This window comes from Bifidobacterium sp. LH_491 (genome assembly GCF_056356495.1).
Map to the genome: position 1 here is coordinate 1,213,290 of NZ_JBKEUI010000001.1, position 17,719 is coordinate 1,231,008.

The 17,719-nt window shown below is 58.8% G+C and carries 15 protein-coding genes; all 15 read right to left on the reverse strand.

All coding sequences use genetic code 11. The features are described from left to right. Position 1: 1 nt before the first annotated feature. Positions 2-523 carry a transcription antitermination factor NusB gene (gene nusB, locus AC1AWK_RS04625; protein WP_476568512.1) on the reverse strand — a complete coding sequence of 174 codons (522 nt, stop codon included), beginning with the start codon at positions 521-523 and terminating at the stop codon, positions 2-4. Positions 524-556: 33 nt separating this feature from the next. Further along, positions 557-1,123: an elongation factor P gene (gene efp / locus AC1AWK_RS04630; protein ID WP_476568514.1), complete on the reverse strand. Its 567-nt coding sequence runs from the start codon at positions 1,121-1,123 to the stop codon at positions 557-559. A gap of 212 nt (positions 1,124-1,335) precedes the next feature. Further along, a complete protein-coding gene (locus AC1AWK_RS04635) occupies positions 1,336-3,267 on the reverse strand; it encodes a beta-N-acetylhexosaminidase (RefSeq protein WP_476568516.1) in 1,932 nt (643 codons plus the stop codon). Positions 3,268-3,587: 320 nt separating this feature from the next. Continuing rightward, positions 3,588-4,781: an SLC13 family permease gene (locus AC1AWK_RS04640; RefSeq protein WP_476568518.1), complete on the reverse strand. Its 1,194-nt coding sequence runs from the start codon at positions 4,779-4,781 to the stop codon at positions 3,588-3,590. Positions 4,782-4,825: 44 nt separating this feature from the next. Continuing rightward, complete coding sequence (gene dnaG / locus AC1AWK_RS04645) at positions 4,826-6,898, reverse strand: DNA primase (protein WP_476568520.1); 2,073 nt, start codon at positions 6,896-6,898, stop codon at positions 4,826-4,828. A gap of 52 nt (positions 6,899-6,950) precedes the next feature. Further along, positions 6,951-8,240: a deoxyguanosinetriphosphate triphosphohydrolase gene (locus AC1AWK_RS04650; RefSeq protein ID WP_476568522.1), complete on the reverse strand. Its 1,290-nt coding sequence runs from the start codon at positions 8,238-8,240 to the stop codon at positions 6,951-6,953. A gap of 42 nt (positions 8,241-8,282) precedes the next feature. Then, positions 8,283-9,638: an alanine racemase gene (gene alr / locus AC1AWK_RS04655; protein ID WP_476568524.1), complete on the reverse strand. Its 1,356-nt coding sequence runs from the start codon at positions 9,636-9,638 to the stop codon at positions 8,283-8,285. 105 nt (positions 9,639-9,743) lie between these two features. Then, entirely contained in the window at positions 9,744-10,262 is a 519-nt protein-coding gene (locus AC1AWK_RS04660) for a GNAT family N-acetyltransferase (RefSeq protein ID WP_476569621.1), read from the reverse strand. Between the two features lie 98 nt (positions 10,263-10,360). Then, the gene (locus AC1AWK_RS04665; protein WP_476568526.1) at positions 10,361-10,906 is read right to left on the reverse strand and encodes an S-ribosylhomocysteine lyase; all 546 of its coding nucleotides are present in this window, start codon (positions 10,904-10,906) and stop codon (positions 10,361-10,363) included. A 123-nt stretch (positions 10,907-11,029) separates the two neighbouring features. Next, entirely contained in the window at positions 11,030-12,535 is a 1,506-nt protein-coding gene (locus tag AC1AWK_RS04670; RefSeq protein ID WP_476568528.1) for a C69 family dipeptidase, read from the reverse strand. 61 nt (positions 12,536-12,596) lie between these two features. Then, positions 12,597-13,388, reverse strand: a complete 792-nt coding sequence (locus AC1AWK_RS04675; RefSeq protein ID WP_476568530.1) for an ABC transporter ATP-binding protein — start codon at positions 13,386-13,388, stop codon at positions 12,597-12,599. Then, positions 13,381-14,166, reverse strand: coding sequence for an ABC transporter ATP-binding protein (locus AC1AWK_RS04680; protein WP_476568532.1), 786 nt, complete (start codon positions 14,164-14,166; stop codon positions 13,381-13,383). The genes AC1AWK_RS04675 and AC1AWK_RS04680 overlap by 8 nt, the downstream gene beginning before the upstream one ends. Continuing rightward, complete coding sequence (locus AC1AWK_RS04685; protein WP_476568534.1) at positions 14,166-15,062, reverse strand: ABC transporter permease; 897 nt, start codon at positions 15,060-15,062, stop codon at positions 14,166-14,168. Before AC1AWK_RS04685 ends, AC1AWK_RS04680 begins: the two co-directional genes overlap by 1 nt. Then, positions 15,059-16,030, reverse strand: coding sequence for an ABC transporter permease (locus AC1AWK_RS04690; protein ID WP_476568537.1), 972 nt, complete (start codon positions 16,028-16,030; stop codon positions 15,059-15,061). Before AC1AWK_RS04690 ends, AC1AWK_RS04685 begins: the two co-directional genes overlap by 4 nt. Before the next feature lie 44 nt (positions 16,031-16,074). Further along, the gene (locus AC1AWK_RS04695) at positions 16,075-17,673 is read right to left on the reverse strand and encodes an ABC transporter substrate-binding protein (RefSeq protein WP_476568539.1); all 1,599 of its coding nucleotides are present in this window, start codon (positions 17,671-17,673) and stop codon (positions 16,075-16,077) included. Positions 17,674-17,719 lie beyond the last annotated feature (46 nt).

Below are 17,719 nucleotides of genomic sequence, written 5' to 3' on the forward strand. Positions count from 1 at the left end.
ATCATGCGTCGGACGACACATCCGCGTCATCCGCAACGTGTTCGTCAAGCGACGCCTCGGCGTCAGGCGTGTGATCCGGATGTTCGCCATTCGCTTCGCCGGCATCCTGCTCGCCGTCCTGCTGCTCGGCGGCGTGACATACCGCGCTCAACAATCCATGGATAAATGCCGGAGCATCGTCATCGCACAAGGTTTTGGCCAATGCCAACGCCTCGTCGATCGCCACTTTGTCCGGCACTTCGTCGTTATAACGAATCTCCCACACCGCCATACGCAGAATGTTGCGTTCGACAACACCCATGCGACGGACCTTCCAACCTGTGGAATTATCGTTCAACATACGGTCAATGACTGCACGATGCTCCGCCACGCCGCGCACCACGGCGACGGCATAATCCGGCAGCGGCGTCTGAGCACCCGGATGCTCCAAGCGCTCAGCAAGAAGGGACAGGATATCCTGTCCCTTCTCATCCGCTTCGTACAACGTATTCAGAGCCCTTTTACGAGCGGTGGAACGTGCCATGAAGCTTCATCCTTACTGGTTTATCAACAATGCTTAGTTGTTCTCACGGCCAAGGTAAGAGCCATCGCGAGTATCAACCTTCACCTTCTCGCCTTCGCCGACGAACAGCGGCACCTGAATCTCAGCGCCGGTTTCCACCGTGGCAGGCTTGGTGCCGGCGTTGGAACGGTTACCCTGCAGGCCGGGCTCAGTGTGGGTGATTGTGAGCACCACGGAAGCCGGTAGCTCCACATTCAACGGAGTGCCATCGTGGAACGACACGATGCAGTCCGTGCCCTCAAGCAGGTATTTGCTCTGGTCGCCGACCAACGACTTGGGAATGTACACCTGGTCGTAGGTGGTCATGTCCATGAAGACGTAGTTGTCGCCGTCCTCGTAGGAATACTGCAGGGTGCGGTTGTCCACCGTCTCGAAATCCACCTTCATGCCCGCGTTGAACGTCTTGTCGACGATCTTGCCCGAGAGCACGTTCTTGATGGTGGTGCGCACGAAAGCTGGGCCCTTGCCCGGCTTGACGTGCTGGAACTTGATGACGGTCCACAGCTGGCCGTCCAGATTAAGAACCGAGCCGTTCTTGATGTCATTGGTAGTCTGTGCCACGATTATTCACCTATTCATCCGTTGTTGAGGCAACGACGAAAAATTGCCTTGCTTATTATGCCACCACGTATAGAGAATGCAACACGAACGCCGTATCTCGCCCATGTTGCTTCCGATGCCGCCGAACGGCCGTCGAAAATCGTCGGCATCACATCACAACAAGGGCGCGGCCCGAAAGCCGAGCCGCGCCCTTTCATACGCCGCAGTGCCGCTTAGCGCACGCGATGACGCTTCGCCATCATCGCCAGACCGGCGGCAGCCAATATCATCGCGCCAAAGATGGCACCATACATCGACGCACCGGTGGGAGCCAGCGGATCCTTCGCTTCAGGAGTCGGCTCAGTCTGCGTGGCGGACGGATCCTCAATATCGCCCACCGCCGGCAGGACACCGTCCTCATAGCCGGCAACATGACCCAGCGTATCCGTCATCGCCTGGAAATCGGCGAAGGTAAAGCCCTGGTTGCTTGCCACGTTCCACAAGCGCGTGGCCATCGCACGCAGCGGCATCGCGATGTCGCTGGCAACCTGATCTTCCGTAGCAATCTTGGCATTGTCACACCAAATATGCATGCCCGCGCCCTTGATACGCGCGTCATCATCGGCAATGGTGTCTGTGTTGCCCGAGAACGCACCCGGACGCCACTGCTCGAAGATCAGCTTGTCGGGATCGTCGTTATCGAAGGCCGCCCATCCGTCAGGATGAGTGGAATCGGGATTGCGCAGCACGTAATATCCGAAGCTGCTGTTGACGTTATACAAGTCCTTGTGTCCGCGATCGAGAATCGTCTTCAACGTGGCAATGGACTCATTCCATGGCATATTCGACCAGTAATCAACGCCGATGTTGGGATCGAAATTCAGCTTCTGTGCGCCTTGGGTACTCACAGATGTCCCCGTCTCGCCGTAGTACATGCCGTCGTTGTACATGCGCGGCTTGAAGCCCTTGCTCTCCACCAGCTTGGCGATATCGTTGATATAGGCGGTCAGCACGTCGCGCCAATCATAGCCTTCGCCCAAGGTTTGCTCCGCATAGGCGTTCAGTACCGGCATATATTTGGTCGTGAACGGAGGACGGTCAAATTCCATATACTCGTCACCGCCTATCTGGAAATCAGTGCACACATCAGGGAATTCGGCGAACAGATCGGCGTATTCGGTGTAGATGCTCTTCATGAACTCCACCGCCTGCGGATTCGTCACGTCGATACCGGACTTGTAGTGGTTGCCGTCGATATCGACCTGTCCGAATTCGGGATGCGACCGCAAAATCCAATCTGTGTGTCCCGGACTGTCGATGGAGGGGATCACCTTCACGCCATACAGTCGCGCCTCACGCAAGATACCGCGCATCTCATCCTTGGTCAGCGCGCCATCCGTAGACACAATCTCCGGATGCAGTTCGCTTTGCAGACGGAAACCGAAGTTTTCCGAGAAATGCAATTCCAGCGTGTTGAACTTCAAATAGGACAATTCACGAATCTGTCGCTTGATCCAATCCGCGGTGAAATACTTGCGTCCGCAGTCCAGGAACAGACGACGTTCGGCAATATCGGAATAATCCTTGATCTGACCCAACGGCATGGAACCGGTGGTAATCATCATGGCTTCGATCGTGCGCAGGGCGTACATCGCCGCCACATCACTTACCGCACGAATACGCACGCCATCGGCGCCAACACTGATCACATATTCATCCGACGTACGTCCTGGCAAATCCACGCTGGCATCGACGCTCACGAACACATCGGCGGCACCAGTTGCCGACTCCTCACCATACGTCATGCTCAATGACTGCGGCACCACGCCCTTGCTCACCAGCTCGGCGTTCACCAACTTCACGGTTTGCGCCAAACGACTGTCGTCATGCGCCGAACGGTCGATAATCAGACGTGTCGACGGCGTCACACGCCACGCTTGGTTTCCGTCATCCTGACGATATTCATGCACGACGGGATTGACACGCTGCGCCAGCTGCGCGTCAGTGTACCGCACCGTCTGCTGCACGACGGGAGCCTCACCCCCCCCCTCAACGGCCATCGCATTTGCCGGCACCGCAATCACGGCACTGGACAGGCCCAAGGTCAAGGCAACCATGCCAAATCCCATGCGCCTCATAATTCCCATACTTCGCTGCTCGCTCATACTATCCTTTCGAGCATTGTTCTCTTCTGACGGACGCCTATTGCCACAATGCAAAGATTCAATAGTGAGCATCCGCACCAAACACGCATCGGTACGTATCGGTTCATTCAGCGTAAGTACAACCATATACTTATACGCAAAGACTCTATGCAATATTCACATATTCTTCATATATAACATTATGGGCGACAACACCATAGCATCATCGCCCATGTTGCTTCCGACGCCGCCGAACGGCCGTCGAAAATCGTCGGCATCACATCAGCGAGGGCGCGGCCGAAAACCGAGCCGCGCCCACATGCCACCCCAACCCAATATGACTACTCGATCACCCACGACAAGCCGACCAACACAACGAGAAACACCACATTCACCGCGCTGTACACCGCCAAATACCGACCTTTGCGCTCTGGATAGCGGCGGGTCACATTCGTATACGACACCAAAGACGCCATAGACGCGATCAGCGTACCCATGCCGCCAAGATTCGTGCCGATAATCAACGATCGCCATTGGTCGCAGAACCCGGAAAGCAACAACGTAGCCGGAACATTGCTAATCACCTGACTGGTCGCCACCGACACCTCCAATGGATGAGCCCCCACCAACGACGCGGCTAGCTGCGAAAACTCCGGCACCCGGCGCATATTACCGATAAAAATGAAGAACATGATGAACGTTAGCGGCAGTCCCCAATCCACATAACGAAACACCCGACGATCGCACCACAGCATCACCGCAAACACCGCCAACACCATGACATACAGTGGCAAGACACCGCCGACCGCCAACAAGCACACTACAAACAGCGCCGTATACGCCAGCGTGCGCCAACCTCCGTAACCAGCGCCATACCCCATCACACGAATCTCATCAGGCAAAGGCTTGCCGGATTCCGGCGCCAACACACCACGCTCGATACCACCGCCATCGAGATGCGAAAACTCATCCACCGACTGACGTGGAAAACATAGCCACACCATCGCCGCCAGCACCAACGCCGCCACAGCGGAATAGGGCGCCATAATGCCAATGAACCGCAACGTCGACATCCCCGTCAACGCCTTGAGATATAGATTATGCGCGTTGCCAATCGGCGTCAGCATACTGCCGACGTTTGCGGCCACCGTCATCAGCGTCACCACCAGCACCGCATGGCGATCCTGATGAGCCATAATCAATACCGCAATGGCAAACGGCACAAATGTCACCAACGCCACATCATTCGTCACCAACATGGAAGACCAAAACGGCAAGGCCACCAGGGTCAACACCAAACCCCGCACGCTACGCACCCGGCGCAACAGCCGCGAACCAATGATGCGAAACACCCCGATACGCTGCAAGCCGCAGACCACCAGCATCAAACACACCAACTGCGTAATCGTGCCGACATGAATATAGTCCGCATACTCGGCATCGGGAGGTACGATAACGCACGATATCGCCGCCAGCACCGTCGCCACCAGCAGAATGGTTTCGTTTTTGACGACGGCAATCAACCAACGTCGCATGCTTAATCCTCCGGTCCATACCTTATGAACGTTGCCCTGTCACCCTAGCCGATGGCATTGCCATATACCTGGTCTTGCAAGTTCTTCCGCGCCGTTTCCATCGCCGTAAGCCGGCGCAACACTTCCAGCTTCTGTTCGCCATCAGGCATCTGCGCCATCGTACGGCGCTCCTCGCCGATACGACGCGCAAACCCTACATCCAACAAGCGCACCAGCAATTCAAAAGCATATTGCCGCTCGGCATCAGTAGGCTGGCGCAACGGCGCGGCCGGATTGTCCGCATGTCCATCATCGCGCGCCGGCAATGCCGACCCCTGCGAGGGCAACGGCAGCGGCATCACCGACAATTCGTTGATCACCGGAGCCAGCAGCACGCCGCCCGCCTTGCTCAACTCATGCAGCCACCCACCTTGCGTTATCTGCGCAGAAGGCAAACCGCCAGCAGCCTGCACCGCGCAAAACAGCGACACAAACACCGGCGTGACAAAATTCGACATCTCCAAGGAATCAAACAATTGCGCATCCACCGCCGTGGGCACCTGCACCAGCGTGGCCATGAATTGCTGCTCACACATGAATACCGCATCGTCAACACGATAATATCCCTGGTTCCGCGCCGCCTGGCGCAACGCTGCCTGACGCTGGGCGGCATCGTTGGCATATGATGACGGCCCCGACTGCGCCCCCGCCATCGAGACGGCACGCTGACGAGGCGCATATGCATCCTCGTCACGCACCTGCAAGGCACGACGCGCGGCAAGCGCCTCACGGCGCATCACCTCCAGCTCCACACCAATGCGCCCGGCCGACTTGCGCATATACAAATCCAACAGCGAACGGTCACGAATCTGCGCCACCAACGGCGCCACCGCCTTCACCGCGCCCATTTGCCCCGTGGTATACCGAGTATCGAAACGCGCAATCGCCGCATCAATCACAAAGTCATACAACGGCTTGGCATGCTCCAGCAGGCTGCGCACCGCCTCGTCACCATGTTGCAAGCGCAAATCGCACGGGTCGAGATTATCCCGCGCCACCGCCACAAACGTCTGCGACAAAAACGCCGCATCCAAGCCGAACGCATGCAACGCCGCCTTCTGACCCGCTGCATCACCGTCAAACGTAAACACAATGCGCGAACTCAACGATTGGCCCTGCACCTGCAACGGGCCGATCAGCTGCACCGCCCCCAACGAGTCATCCGCGATCAGACGACGTACAATTTTCGCATGCTCGGCACCAAACGCCGTGCCACAGGTCGCCACCGCCGTATCGATGCCAGCCAAATGACAGGCCATCACATCGGTATACCCTTCGACGATCACCACCTGACGTTTTTTCACAATCGCCGGTTTGGCCATATCGATGCCGTACAGTACCTGATTCTTGTGATACAACTGCGTATCAGGAGTGTTGATGTACTTGCCGGCCATTGTGTCGTCATCGTAGAGTTTGCGTGCGCCGAAGCCCAAAGTCCGCCCAGTCGAATCGCGAATGGGCCATGTAGCACGCCCCCGAAAATAGTCGTACACGCCATGATCGGAACGGCGGGCCAAACCGGCATCGACCATCTCCTGCTGCGTAAAGCCCCGATCAGCCAGATGCCGCACCAGATTATCCCAACCACGAGGCGCATACCCGCAACCAAAACGCTCGCAATCGGCTCGTGTGAAATTCCTGCCAGCCAACAACTTGCGCGCTGCCAACGCCTCTTTGCTCGCCAATTGCGAAGCGAAGAAGCGCTGCGCCGCTTCATTGGCTTCCAGCAAGCGAGCACGTTTCGAGCCGGTTTGCGCAGTACGCTGCGTTCCCGCTTCATAGTGCAGTTCCACATGATATTTATCGGCCAAATACTCCACGGCTTCACGAAAATCGATATTCTCGCGCTGCTCGACGAACTTAAACACATCGCCGCCCAAACCGCAGCCGAAACAATGCCACGAACCCATCGCTGGACGCACATTGAAACTCGGCGTCTTTTCATCATGGAACGGACACAACCCCACAAACGTCCCCACGCCCGAGGGCTTCAACGCCACCACTGAAGACACCAAATCATACAGGTCCGCCGCGGCACGCACCCGTTCAATGTCGTCTTTCATAATCATTCCTGGCATATCGACCAGCCTACCGCGATTGCTGGATACGCCGCGCTTGTACCCCGCCCGACTAACAAACAATACTATGCAGCGCCAACGCCGAGGCATCGGTAAGCGAAGCAACTTGGTCAACGGCCACGCGCAAGCGCCCCGCATCATCGCCGGCATCATACCAGTCGCGCAAAAACACCGTTTCCAAGGCATCTGATGGATGTTCTCCCTCGGCCATCAGCACATCGATCAAATCTTCGACGATGCGGCGCTCCTCCTGATGAAACGGCTCGCGTTCCCGCGGCTCCATGACAAAATGCACGGCGATGCCCTTCAATGCGACGATCTCGTACGAAGTCACCTCGGGAACCACCACACTGGCCGCATATCGAGTCAACGGTCCGTCTCCGTAAGTCGTACGCGTCGCCGACTCCACCGTGCCGGCGAACCTGCCGATAAGATTGCTCGTAATGGTTTTCAACTGCGCCAGCGCCTGGCGCGAACCATTAAAATGCTCCGGGAACATATGCTCATGTCGCAACCGCAGCAATGCCTGCAGCAACAAATCGCCGTCCCAACGCTCGCCATACCATCGGCGGGTGTCATGCACGATGGCATCCAGAACCCGCGAATCGTTCAGCACCAGCGGATCGAACGCACCAGTCGCAACGGCATCCTCCACATCATGCACGCTGTAGGCAATGTCATCGGACAAATCCATAATTTGACATTCCATGGGGCGCTCGCCTTCGGGAGCATGCTGCTTAAGCCAGTCGAACACCTCGACATCATCGGGATACACGCAGAATTTCAACCCGCGCTCACCCTTGTCATGTGAGGCCGCCTGCTGCATGGTCCACGGATATTTCACCGCCGCATCCAATGAGGCACGAGTCAGATTCACGCCTGCGGAACGACCATCCAAATGCGCCACTTTCGGTTCCAGTCGCGTCAGCAGCCGCAAGGTTTGTGCGTTGCCTTCAAACCCACCGATATGCGCCGCGATATCAGCCAAGGCCCGTTCGCCGTTGTGTCCAAATGGCGGGTGGCCCAAATCATGTGCCAAGCATGCGCAATCCACCACATCGGGATCGCACCCCAGCATGGAGGCGATTTGCCGGCCGATCTGCGCCACTTCCAATGTGTGCGTCAACCGCGTGCGGACAAAATCATCCGTACCCGCCACCAACACCTGGCTTTTTGCGCCCAACCGACGCAATGCGGACGAATGAATCAGACGCGCCCTGTCTCGTTCAAAAGCGGTGCGGGCACGCGACTTCATCGGTTCGGGAGCCCAACGTTCCTCATCGAAAGGCGTATACCCCTCGCTCAATGGCACAATGTCACGATCAGCGATGGCAGTCACCATACGTCCCTCCCCTTATGTCAGCGCGGCGATATATCACCGAGCCTACAGTATGCTGTGCTCGTCTACCATGGCAACGTCCCGTCCCAATACGTCATGCGCGTGCACATACAGTCGTGGGATACGCGAGCGTAAACAGGTGTAGATCTCATAGCTGATGGTATCCGCCGCCCGCGCCCAGTCGTCGGCGGTGGGCTCGGCATACCGCTCGCCGCGCCCCGGTCCGAACAGCACCACGGTATCGCCTTCACGCACCCCCAAAGATGAGGCATCGCCATGCAGGTCAACCATGAACTGATCCATGCACACTCGCCCCGAGACGCGCAGCAACCGAGGGCCGCCCTCCGTCATCACCCGCACCGGACCGCCAGGCTTCTCAACGTGCTTGGCACCTTGCATATCGAAGCCGGAAGCCGAACGGTGAATGCCGTCGGAGTATCCTAACGGCACAATTGCCGTACTAGTATTGTCCGGGGTCAAATACGTGCGGCCATAGGAAATGCCATGACCAGCCTGCACATTCTTCACTGTGCCCAGCTGCGCCTGCAAAGTCATCGCGGGCTTCAACGCGTACTGCGAGGGCGTGCCCATTGCGGGATCGGGCTCATACCCGTACAACCCGATGCCCGGTCGAGTCAGTTCAAAATGAATCTCCGGACGAGACAAGGTGGCGGCGGTATTTGCCAAATGACGGATGCGCGGAGGCAAGCCCGCTCGACGCATACGCTCGGTAAAAGCATGAAAACAGTCAATCTGACGATCGGTGGACGCGACAAACTCCGGCACATCCGGGTTGTCGGCCACAGCGAGATGACTCCATTGCGCCACCACATCCAGTACCCCACGCTCAACAGCGCGGGACAAACGACGCAATGCCTCATCGAAACTTTCCTCGGTAAACCCGTTGCGCCCGAACCCCGAATCCACCTTGACATGCACACGCGCCGGTTTGCCTACACGACTCGCAGCATCCGCCACCCTGTCAATGGCCTCCAATGAGCCTACCGAAATATCGATATCCTCGCCAATCAGTTCCTCAAACGGCGCATTGAGACCGTTGTACACCCATGTCAGCACATGGCAGCGGTCGGCACCGATACCGGCCCGCCGCAACTGCAGCGCCTCCGAAGCCTGCGCAGCTCCCAACCATGTGGCGCCACCAGCCAACGCCGCCAACGCAGATGGCACCAGCCCATGCCCGTATGCGTTGGCCTTGACGATACCCATCACCGCAGTACCGGAGTGCGGACCCCCAACCACCTGCACCAAATGGCGCATATTGTCACGCAATGCCGCCAAATCAACAACAGCCTGCGCGGGATAGCGTCGACAGGCATGCTCATAGTTGGCCTTGCCTTGCTCGGACGAAAACTGCCATTGCGGCGCTGCGCTCATAGTCATGACGCGGAATACATCTCCTTGCATGGTACGCCAGCATCTTCCACTATGGCGGTGTGCCGGCACACCGGTAAACGAGCCGATGGTTGCAATCCTAATGCGCGGCGTCTACCATTCGTGACGCTGATAGGCGATACGGGTGGTATCCTCGTCCCGATCAAGCAGCTGAATCAAGCCGCAGCGGGCGAAACCACTGGTTTCCAGCACGTGTTGCATGGCTTTGTTATTGGCATGCGTATCGGCACGCACATTGCCGTAATGCTCCAATGCCCAATCGATGCATGCGCGGGCGGCATGAGGTTTGACGCCGGACGAGGCGATGCGGTGAATCGTCACATACGGCTCGTCGTCCAGCCACGCGCCGTCGATGTGCGCATACGTCGGGTCGGCACCGGTACATAGCGCGAACTGGGCCAAGATACGCTCATGCCCCTCGCATTCATCCACCAGCAGCATCATGCGGCGGCGTTCGATGTCGTCACGCACCACTTCCTCTCGGGGGAAGGTATGACCCCACTGCGTGGGATTGCCGGTGCGCATCATCAGCTCACGTGCGTGAGCATAAATCTCGCGCATACGTGGCAAATCGTCCAACGTCGCCGGACGGAAGCGTGCCGTATCGCCCATATCAACCACGTCGCTCACCTCACCTATCTGTTCGCCGAAACCGTCCGATAACCTACCATGCCGTGCGCACAACGCCAAGACCCGCGTGTGTGCACGGTTCACACGACGCGGCGTTCGAACGGATCGCTGCTGATGCCCCTGCTCACAATGTCACGGCACCACTCTCGTGCGGTGAACAGGCTGTGGTCACGGTAATTGCCGCAGCTTTCCACCGCGGTCGCCGGCACATCCTGCCAGGTGGCCTGCTCGGCGATGAAGGTCAACGCCTCCTTGACGGCGAGAGCCACGTCACGGGGGTCGTGTTCGCCCCAGGTGAGCAGGTGGAAGCCGGTGCGGCAGCCGAACGGCGAGCAGTCGATGTAGCCGTCGATGCGTTCGCGCAATAGCACGGCAATCATGTGTTCGATGGTGTGCAGGCCGGCGGTGGGAATGGCTTGTTCGTTGGGTTGCACCAGCCGAATGTCATAGTTGGAGATGACGTCGCCGCGCGGGCCGCGCTGCGTGTCGATGAACCGCACGTATGGCGCGAGTACGGCGGTGTGGTCCAGTTGGAAACTTTCCACGGTCGGTTTCGCCGCGGCCGGAGGCACTGTTGCCGCCGTGGCAGGCCGTTCGCTTACCGATGCATGTCGATTATTAGTCATGCTGACTCCTTATTGAAGCGTTCATCACAGTATGGTGTGCCCGATCATGGCTACCGCCCGCAACAGCGGTGGCACATCGGCGAACGGAACAAGGCCGCCCGCCGATGCCTATATGGCCGGCCGCTACCGGTCGGACATATGGAAGGCGTTGCGCATGCCGTTGCTGGCTTCGTACAGCACCGCGGCCAACACGTCGTTGGTTTCCTTGCGTAACCGTTCGGCCATGCATTCGTTGGCGCGCTCAAGCACCTGCCACGCCTGTTCGCCGCTTGCCTGGGCCATGGCCTCGTCGGTGTCGCACACCAGCCGATGCCCATAGGCGATAACGGTTTCGCGATAGCGCTCCAGCGCGTTCGAGGTGCTCACAAAATGGGCGTCGGCCAGAGCGGCGATAATACGGTTCGTCCAATAGAAAGAGTCGGTGGTGACCAATGCCGTGGTGTCGCGCAGATACGCCGGCGTATCTCGCACATGCGGATAGAACGGCGCCACCGTGTTGAATGGCCCCGAACCATAAGAGATCCACATGATGGTACGGTTCGCTCCCTCGACATAGCCTCGTACCTGCAACGCCACCATATGCCCGGTGCGGTTGATCCCAATGGGACGATAGCGGTGACGCGTCTCGTCCGTACCCAACGTGCCATACGGATCGTACGGCGTACCTTCGAAATGCGAGCTCATCAGCACATCGATGTCCTCGACGCTGATGCGCCGCTCCGGACGACGGCACCACGGCATATCGTCGGAGGTCGGCGTATAGCGGGCCTGCGGCGAATCCCAATCCTCACTGGGATTGAGATAACGCTGCATATACCACGCGCGCGGCGTGTTGTAGATATGGTCCTTGGCGGTGCAAGTGCCGAACATGTGACGCGGGTTGAGATGCCGCTCGTCCATATCCATCGCCATCCACAGATGATGCCGGTCGATGAACTCACGCATGTCGGCGCTACACAAATGCTCGCGCCCCTCGCCCAGGGCGTCCGTCAAATCGAAGTCGTCCAAGCCCAGCTGGTTGGGAATCGCGGCGTAGCAATCGTCCGGCACGCGTCGGGCGATCCAATGGTGGCCGCCAATCGTCTCGACATACCAAATCTCATCCGCATCGGCGATGGCAATACCGTTGGCCTCGTAGGTGCCGTATTCACGCAACAGCTCGCCCAACCGCAGCACACCCTCTCGAGCAGAGCGCACATACGGCAGCACCAAGGTGATGAAATCCTCTTCGCCGATGCCGCCAGGTACTTCGGGCACATAATCCTCGTCGCCGGGCACGCCTTGCGCCTCACGCAATTGCACCATCGGATCGGCGCCCAGCACCCGCTCGTTCACCGCGATCGTTTCGGTGGCACTCATGGTCACATGGCAGGCGTTCGCGCCGGCCTCCGCCAAAATGCCGCGTCCCGGCAGTGCGTTGGGCACGATGGCATACGGCAACGGATCATTCGGCAGCCGCATCGAACAATGGCTGATCTCACTGCAGTAGTCGATGGGATGATCCTGGGGCCGCACCGCCACAAAACGCTTCGGATCATAACGGCCACTACCCGAATCATCATTGCGGGCAATTAGCGTCGACCCGTCATAGCTGGCATCTTTTCCTACAAGTATCGTGGTACAAGACATAGAACTTACTCTAAGAGCCACCACGCCCAAACGGCACGCCCAGCCCGAGATACGCGCCATCTCATGGCATCAACGACGCCTCGACCAACGCTTGGGTATAGGCATGCTGCGGATGGTGAATGATCTGCTCGACACTCCCCCGCTCGACCACACGCCCCTCGCACAGCACCACGATGCGATCAGCAAGATGGCGCACCACACCCAAATCATGCGATACCACCACCAGTGCCATGGACGGACGCGCACGCCGAACATCACGCAACACCTCCAACAGTTGCACTCTCGCCGTCACATCGATTGCGCTCATCGGCTCGTCCGCAAACACCACATCGGGCATGTCGGACAACGCACGCGCCAGCGCCACACGCTGCGCCTGGCCGCCCGACAGATCCATGGGATAGCGCCACCCGTACTCATCCTGCGACAAGCCCACCATTGCCAAAGCAGCCGCTACACGACGATCCAGCTGCCCGGCCGTGTAGTCACGATGATGCAACCGCACCGGTTCGCCCACCGAACGGGACACCGTCCAGCGCGGGTCCAACGCACTCACCGGATCTTGCAACACCACACCGCATCCAGCACGCAGCGCACGATACCCGGCGCTGGCGCGACCTTGCACCGCCTGTCCGCGGTAACTCACCGTACCTTCATCGGGACGTACCATACCCAACGCCACCCGCAGCAGCGTCGATTTACCGGCTCCCGATCCGCCGACCAGCGCCACGCATTCTCCCGCACGCACCTGCAAAGACACGTCATTCAATACCTGCCGCCTCGATCGACCTTTGCCCAACCAACAATGCACCCGCCTGCAGCATACCACCGTCGATTCATTGGCCGATTCACACATCGTAGTCCTCCTGCCGCAACGTGACCATTCGCGCCGAACGCACCAACGCACGGGTTACATCGTTCCCCGGCTCATGAAGCATCGCCATCGTCGCACCTTCGTCCACCACCCGACCGGCATCCAACACCAGGCATCGCGTAGTCGCCCGCGACAACACCGCGAAATCATGGGTAATAAACAACATCGAGGCACCGGCTTCGTCCACCAGACGCACCATCACATCTACGATATGCCGTTGCGTCAACGCATCCAACGCCGTCGTCGGTTCATCGGCGACGATCAACTGCGGCGATGTGATCAACGCCGTGGCAATGCCCACCCGCTGTGCCTGACCGCCCGATAAGGTATGCGGATACCGTCCGGCCAAGGATGAGTCCAAACCAACCTTCTGCAGCATGTCCATCACCCGATCACGGCACTCCCGTTCGGACACGTCGTAATGCAGCCGCAACGGCAGCGCCACCTGCTGCGCCACCGTCATCACCGGATTCAACGACAACAGCGGCTGCTGAAACACCATGCCCGCGAAACTGCCCCGCATACGCGCCAGCGTGCGCTCATCGCTGTCCAACACCGATGTGTCGCCCAGTCGCACCACGCCGCCGGCACGCATATGACGCGGCAACAATCCCAGGATGGTTTGGGCAATCAGGGACTTGCCCGAGCCCGACGCGCCCACCAACCCCACACGTTCGCCCTGACCGATATGCAAGTCCACGCCATCGAGCAGCCGGCGATGCCCCGCATCCACCGTCAAACCCCGTACCGTCACCACCATCAGCACACCACCTCGGGTTCATGAGCACGACGCAGCATCGGATTGCAGGACGGATCCATCGCATCACGCAGCACATCGCCAAACACATACAATGCCATCACCACCACGGTCACCACCAATCCTGGCCACACCACGGCCCACGGCATCACCCGCACAAACTTCACCGAGGTGGCCAGGCAATGCCCCCAACTGGGAGTACCCGACGGCACACCAATGCCCAAATATGTCAATCCACTTTCCGCCAAAATGGAGGTTCCCGCCGACATCGACAGTTGGACGGCCACCACCGAGCGCATATTGCCCCACACATGGCCACGCCACACCTGCCATAGACTCGCACCATTGATCAGTGCCGACTCCACATACGACGAGCGCAACGCCAACGCCGCCGGAACACGGGCCACCCGAGCCAAATTCAGCCCGTAGCCCACACCGCAGGCAACTACCACCACGGCAATCGAGGCGCCAAACGGCACTGCCAAGATCAACGCCAGCAACACGGTAGGCACGGAAATCAAAGCATCGACGCTCACCACCGCAATCTGCGACACCGAGTCACGACGAGCTGTCATCGTCACGACCAACGACAGACCCACCGCTAAGGCCACGGCCATGCACAGCACCGCAATAAGCAGATTCGTCACACTGCCCGCCATCATCCAACTCAGCACATCGGCACCCGTGCCATCCGTACCCAGCCAATGCTCGCGCGAAGGAGCCGACCATGTCTCATAACCATTGGTCGCCCACAGCGAATACGGCGTCCATACCAAGGACACCGCACACACCGCCAGCCAAGCCAGCAGCAACACCGATGCGCAGCAACCCTCACGGCGTGACCATATGCAGCGGATCACCGCACCCGCACTACGCCACAACGCATGTGCCTTCATCATTGTCCATCCCCCGTTCCATCGCGCAGGCGCGGATCAAGCAGTCGATGCGCCACATCCACCAGTACGCCGATAGCCAGAAACACCGCCGCCAGCAGCAATAGTTCACTTTGCACCACCAGCAAATCGCGATTGCCCACATCCGTCACCAAACCGCTGCCCAAACCCGGCAACGCGAAGAGATTCTCGACCACCATCACGCCGGTAATCATCTGCGCGAACGTGAGCCCGATCACCGATACCAGCTGCGCCGCCGACAACCGCAGTCCAACCCGCAGCAACGCCTCACGCTCGCTCATGCCGCAGGCACGCGCCATCGCCACATAACCACTGTCCAGCATGGATATCAGCGACGAGCGGGTATAGCGCGTCACGGTCGCCGCCACGATAACGCCCACTGACAACGCGGGCAACAGCAAACACGATAACGCAGTTAACGGCGTATGCCACCCATCAGGTGCAAAACCTTGCGAAGGCAGCCAGTTCAGCAGACCCCCACCGCGCCCGAACAGCACAATCACCAGCATGCCGCCCCATAACGCCGGAATGGCCCCGCCAACGATGGCCACCACCTGACAGCACACCCGCACCCAAGCGCGATGGGCCAGCACCGCGACACATCCCAGCGGCACGCCGATCGCCAGTGCCAAGGCCATACCCATAACGATCAGTGGCACCGTTACGCTGGCCCGTTGCACCACCTGCTCGCCCATCGGCCGGCCGGTGAGCACCGAAACCCCGAAGTCTCCGTGCAGCACCGAAACCAGCCAATCACCATACTGCACCAACGCGGGACGGTTCAACCCCAGTTCAGCTCGCAACGCCTCGACACGTGCCGGCGTAGCCTTGGTACCGGCCATAATGGTGGCCACATCACCGGGCAATATGCGCAGCGCGCAGAATATCAATGCCGACAAGCCCCAGAGGGCCAGCAGGAACAGCACCATGCGGCGCAGAAGGAAACGTTTCACAACCGTGTCTTTCGTCCAGTACAGACCGTCAAGGTCAGACAGCGTCAGGCAGCGTCAAACCGCACGTTGTATAGCGGCATCAGCGACTGATTGAGGTTCACGGGGAAACCACTCACGCCGTGTACCCACGCCGTAGACACCCGATAGTTGAACAACCAATCCGCGGGCGCATCCTGGCTGACGATGCGCGCCGCCTGGGCCAAAGCATCGTCGCGTTGCGCGTCCGACATGGCGCTCATCGCCTGATCGTACAGCTGCTGCACCTGCTGGTTGTCGTAGTTGTAGTAATACTTGGGGTTTGCCCACTGTGAAAAATCATGGCTTTCATTGTGGTCCACCAAAGACAGGTCATACTGTTTGTTGGTGTACACATCCTGCAACCACGTGGAGAACTCCACCACATTCAGCGTCAGGTCAATGCCGATGTCATGCAGCTGAGAGCGCAGCAAATCGCCGATTTCTGTGCCGTATGTATTCGCATAGGTCAACGTAAGCGCCAGCGGATGCTCCGTCGTGTATCCGGCCTGGCGCATCAGTTCCTTGGCTTTGTCCACGTCATGCGGATACACATCAGTGAGGTCTTGGTAGCCTGGATCCAGAGACGGAATGGGACCGCCCAACGGCTTGTTCAGCCCGCCGAGCGAAGCGATGATCTGGTCATGGTCGATGCCATAACGGATGGCTTGCCGTACACGCAAATCAGCGGTATGTTCGCCCTTGTTGTTGAACGCCAGCACATATTTGTCGGTGCCTTCGCCGACCTTGATGGTGTATTGATCGGGTTTGGCACGCAACGGCGCGGTCAACGTTTCGTTGATGGGCGCCAATATCTGCACATCGCCGGAGGTCAGAGCGTTGAGCGCCGCGGTGTCATCGGTGAAGTAGCGCAACACCACCGTGTCGACTTGCGCAGGATGATCGCCCCAATAGCGCGGGTTTTTAGTCAATACCAGACGGTCGTTCGGAGCAAAGGAATCAACCAAAAACGGCCCCGACCCCACAGCCTGCGTTTTGGCGTCGTACTGGGCATCCTTATCGAACACCAATCCAGCTCGCCCCGACAACGACCATAGCAGTTCCGAATACGGCGCGCTCAGGCTGATACGTACCGTGCGCGGGTCCACGGCTTCAACGCTCGTGACATTGCGCAGCATATCTGAGTCATGATACTGCTTGCTGATCAACTCGTTAAGCGACCAGGCCACATCGTCGGCGTTCAGCACGTCACCGTTGGAGAACACCATATTGTTGTGAAGCGTAAAGGTATATGTCAAGCCATCGGCACTTTCCTGCCAGGACTGCGCCAACGCCGGCACCACTTGATTGTCGCTATCGCGCGCCACCAAACCTTCATATACGTTGCCAATAAGCGCTTGGTCCAGCGCCGTGCCCGACTGATTGCGAATATCCAAATTGGTAGGTGCCAGTTTCAATCCCACGGTTACCGTGCTGCCCTGGCGCGCGGAGCCACCACGCCCCGCCAGCAAGGCCGCCGCCAGCAATACCACGGCCACTACCGCGGACAGCAACCACAACAGACGCCCTCTTGGCGACTTGGTGGTCTTGATTCGATTATGCAAACTTGCATCAGTGCTTGCGTTGGTTGCGCCGGCCTCGCCGTGCGCACCATTGTGCTCAGTCATGGTGCTTATTATCCTTTGTCATCTCTTGTATCATCATTGCTTCGGT

Coding starts and splice junctions, on each gene's coding strand:
- nusB (WP_476568512.1), bottom strand. CDS start 523: ATGGCACGTTCCACCGCTCGTAAAAGGGCTCTGAATACGTTGTACGAA.
- AC1AWK_RS04660 (WP_476569621.1), bottom strand. CDS start 10,262: ATGGGCGATACGGCACGCTTCCGTCCGGCGACGTTGGACGATTTGCCA.
- AC1AWK_RS04680 (WP_476568532.1), bottom strand. CDS start 14,166: ATGGTGGTGACGGTACGGGGTTTGACGGTGGATGCGGGGCATCGCCGG.
- alr (WP_476568524.1), bottom strand. CDS start 9,638: ATGACTATGAGCGCAGCGCCGCAATGGCAGTTTTCGTCCGAGCAAGGC.
- AC1AWK_RS04695 (WP_476568539.1), bottom strand. CDS start 17,673: ATGACTGAGCACAATGGTGCGCACGGCGAGGCCGGCGCAACCAACGCA.
- AC1AWK_RS04670 (WP_476568528.1), bottom strand. CDS start 12,535: ATGTCTTGTACCACGATACTTGTAGGAAAAGATGCCAGCTATGACGGG.
- AC1AWK_RS04635 (WP_476568516.1), bottom strand. CDS start 3,267: ATGAGCGAGCAGCGAAGTATGGGAATTATGAGGCGCATGGGATTTGGC.
- AC1AWK_RS04650 (WP_476568522.1), bottom strand. CDS start 8,240: ATGGTGACTGCCATCGCTGATCGTGACATTGTGCCATTGAGCGAGGGG.
- AC1AWK_RS04675 (WP_476568530.1), bottom strand. CDS start 13,388: ATGTGTGAATCGGCCAATGAATCGACGGTGGTATGCTGCAGGCGGGTG.
- dnaG (WP_476568520.1), bottom strand. CDS start 6,898: ATGCCAGGAATGATTATGAAAGACGACATTGAACGGGTGCGTGCCGCG.
- AC1AWK_RS04665 (WP_476568526.1), bottom strand. CDS start 10,906: ATGACTAATAATCGACATGCATCGGTAAGCGAACGGCCTGCCACGGCG.
- AC1AWK_RS04640 (WP_476568518.1), bottom strand. CDS start 4,781: ATGCGACGTTGGTTGATTGCCGTCGTCAAAAACGAAACCATTCTGCTG.
- AC1AWK_RS04685 (WP_476568534.1), bottom strand. CDS start 15,062: ATGATGAAGGCACATGCGTTGTGGCGTAGTGCGGGTGCGGTGATCCGC.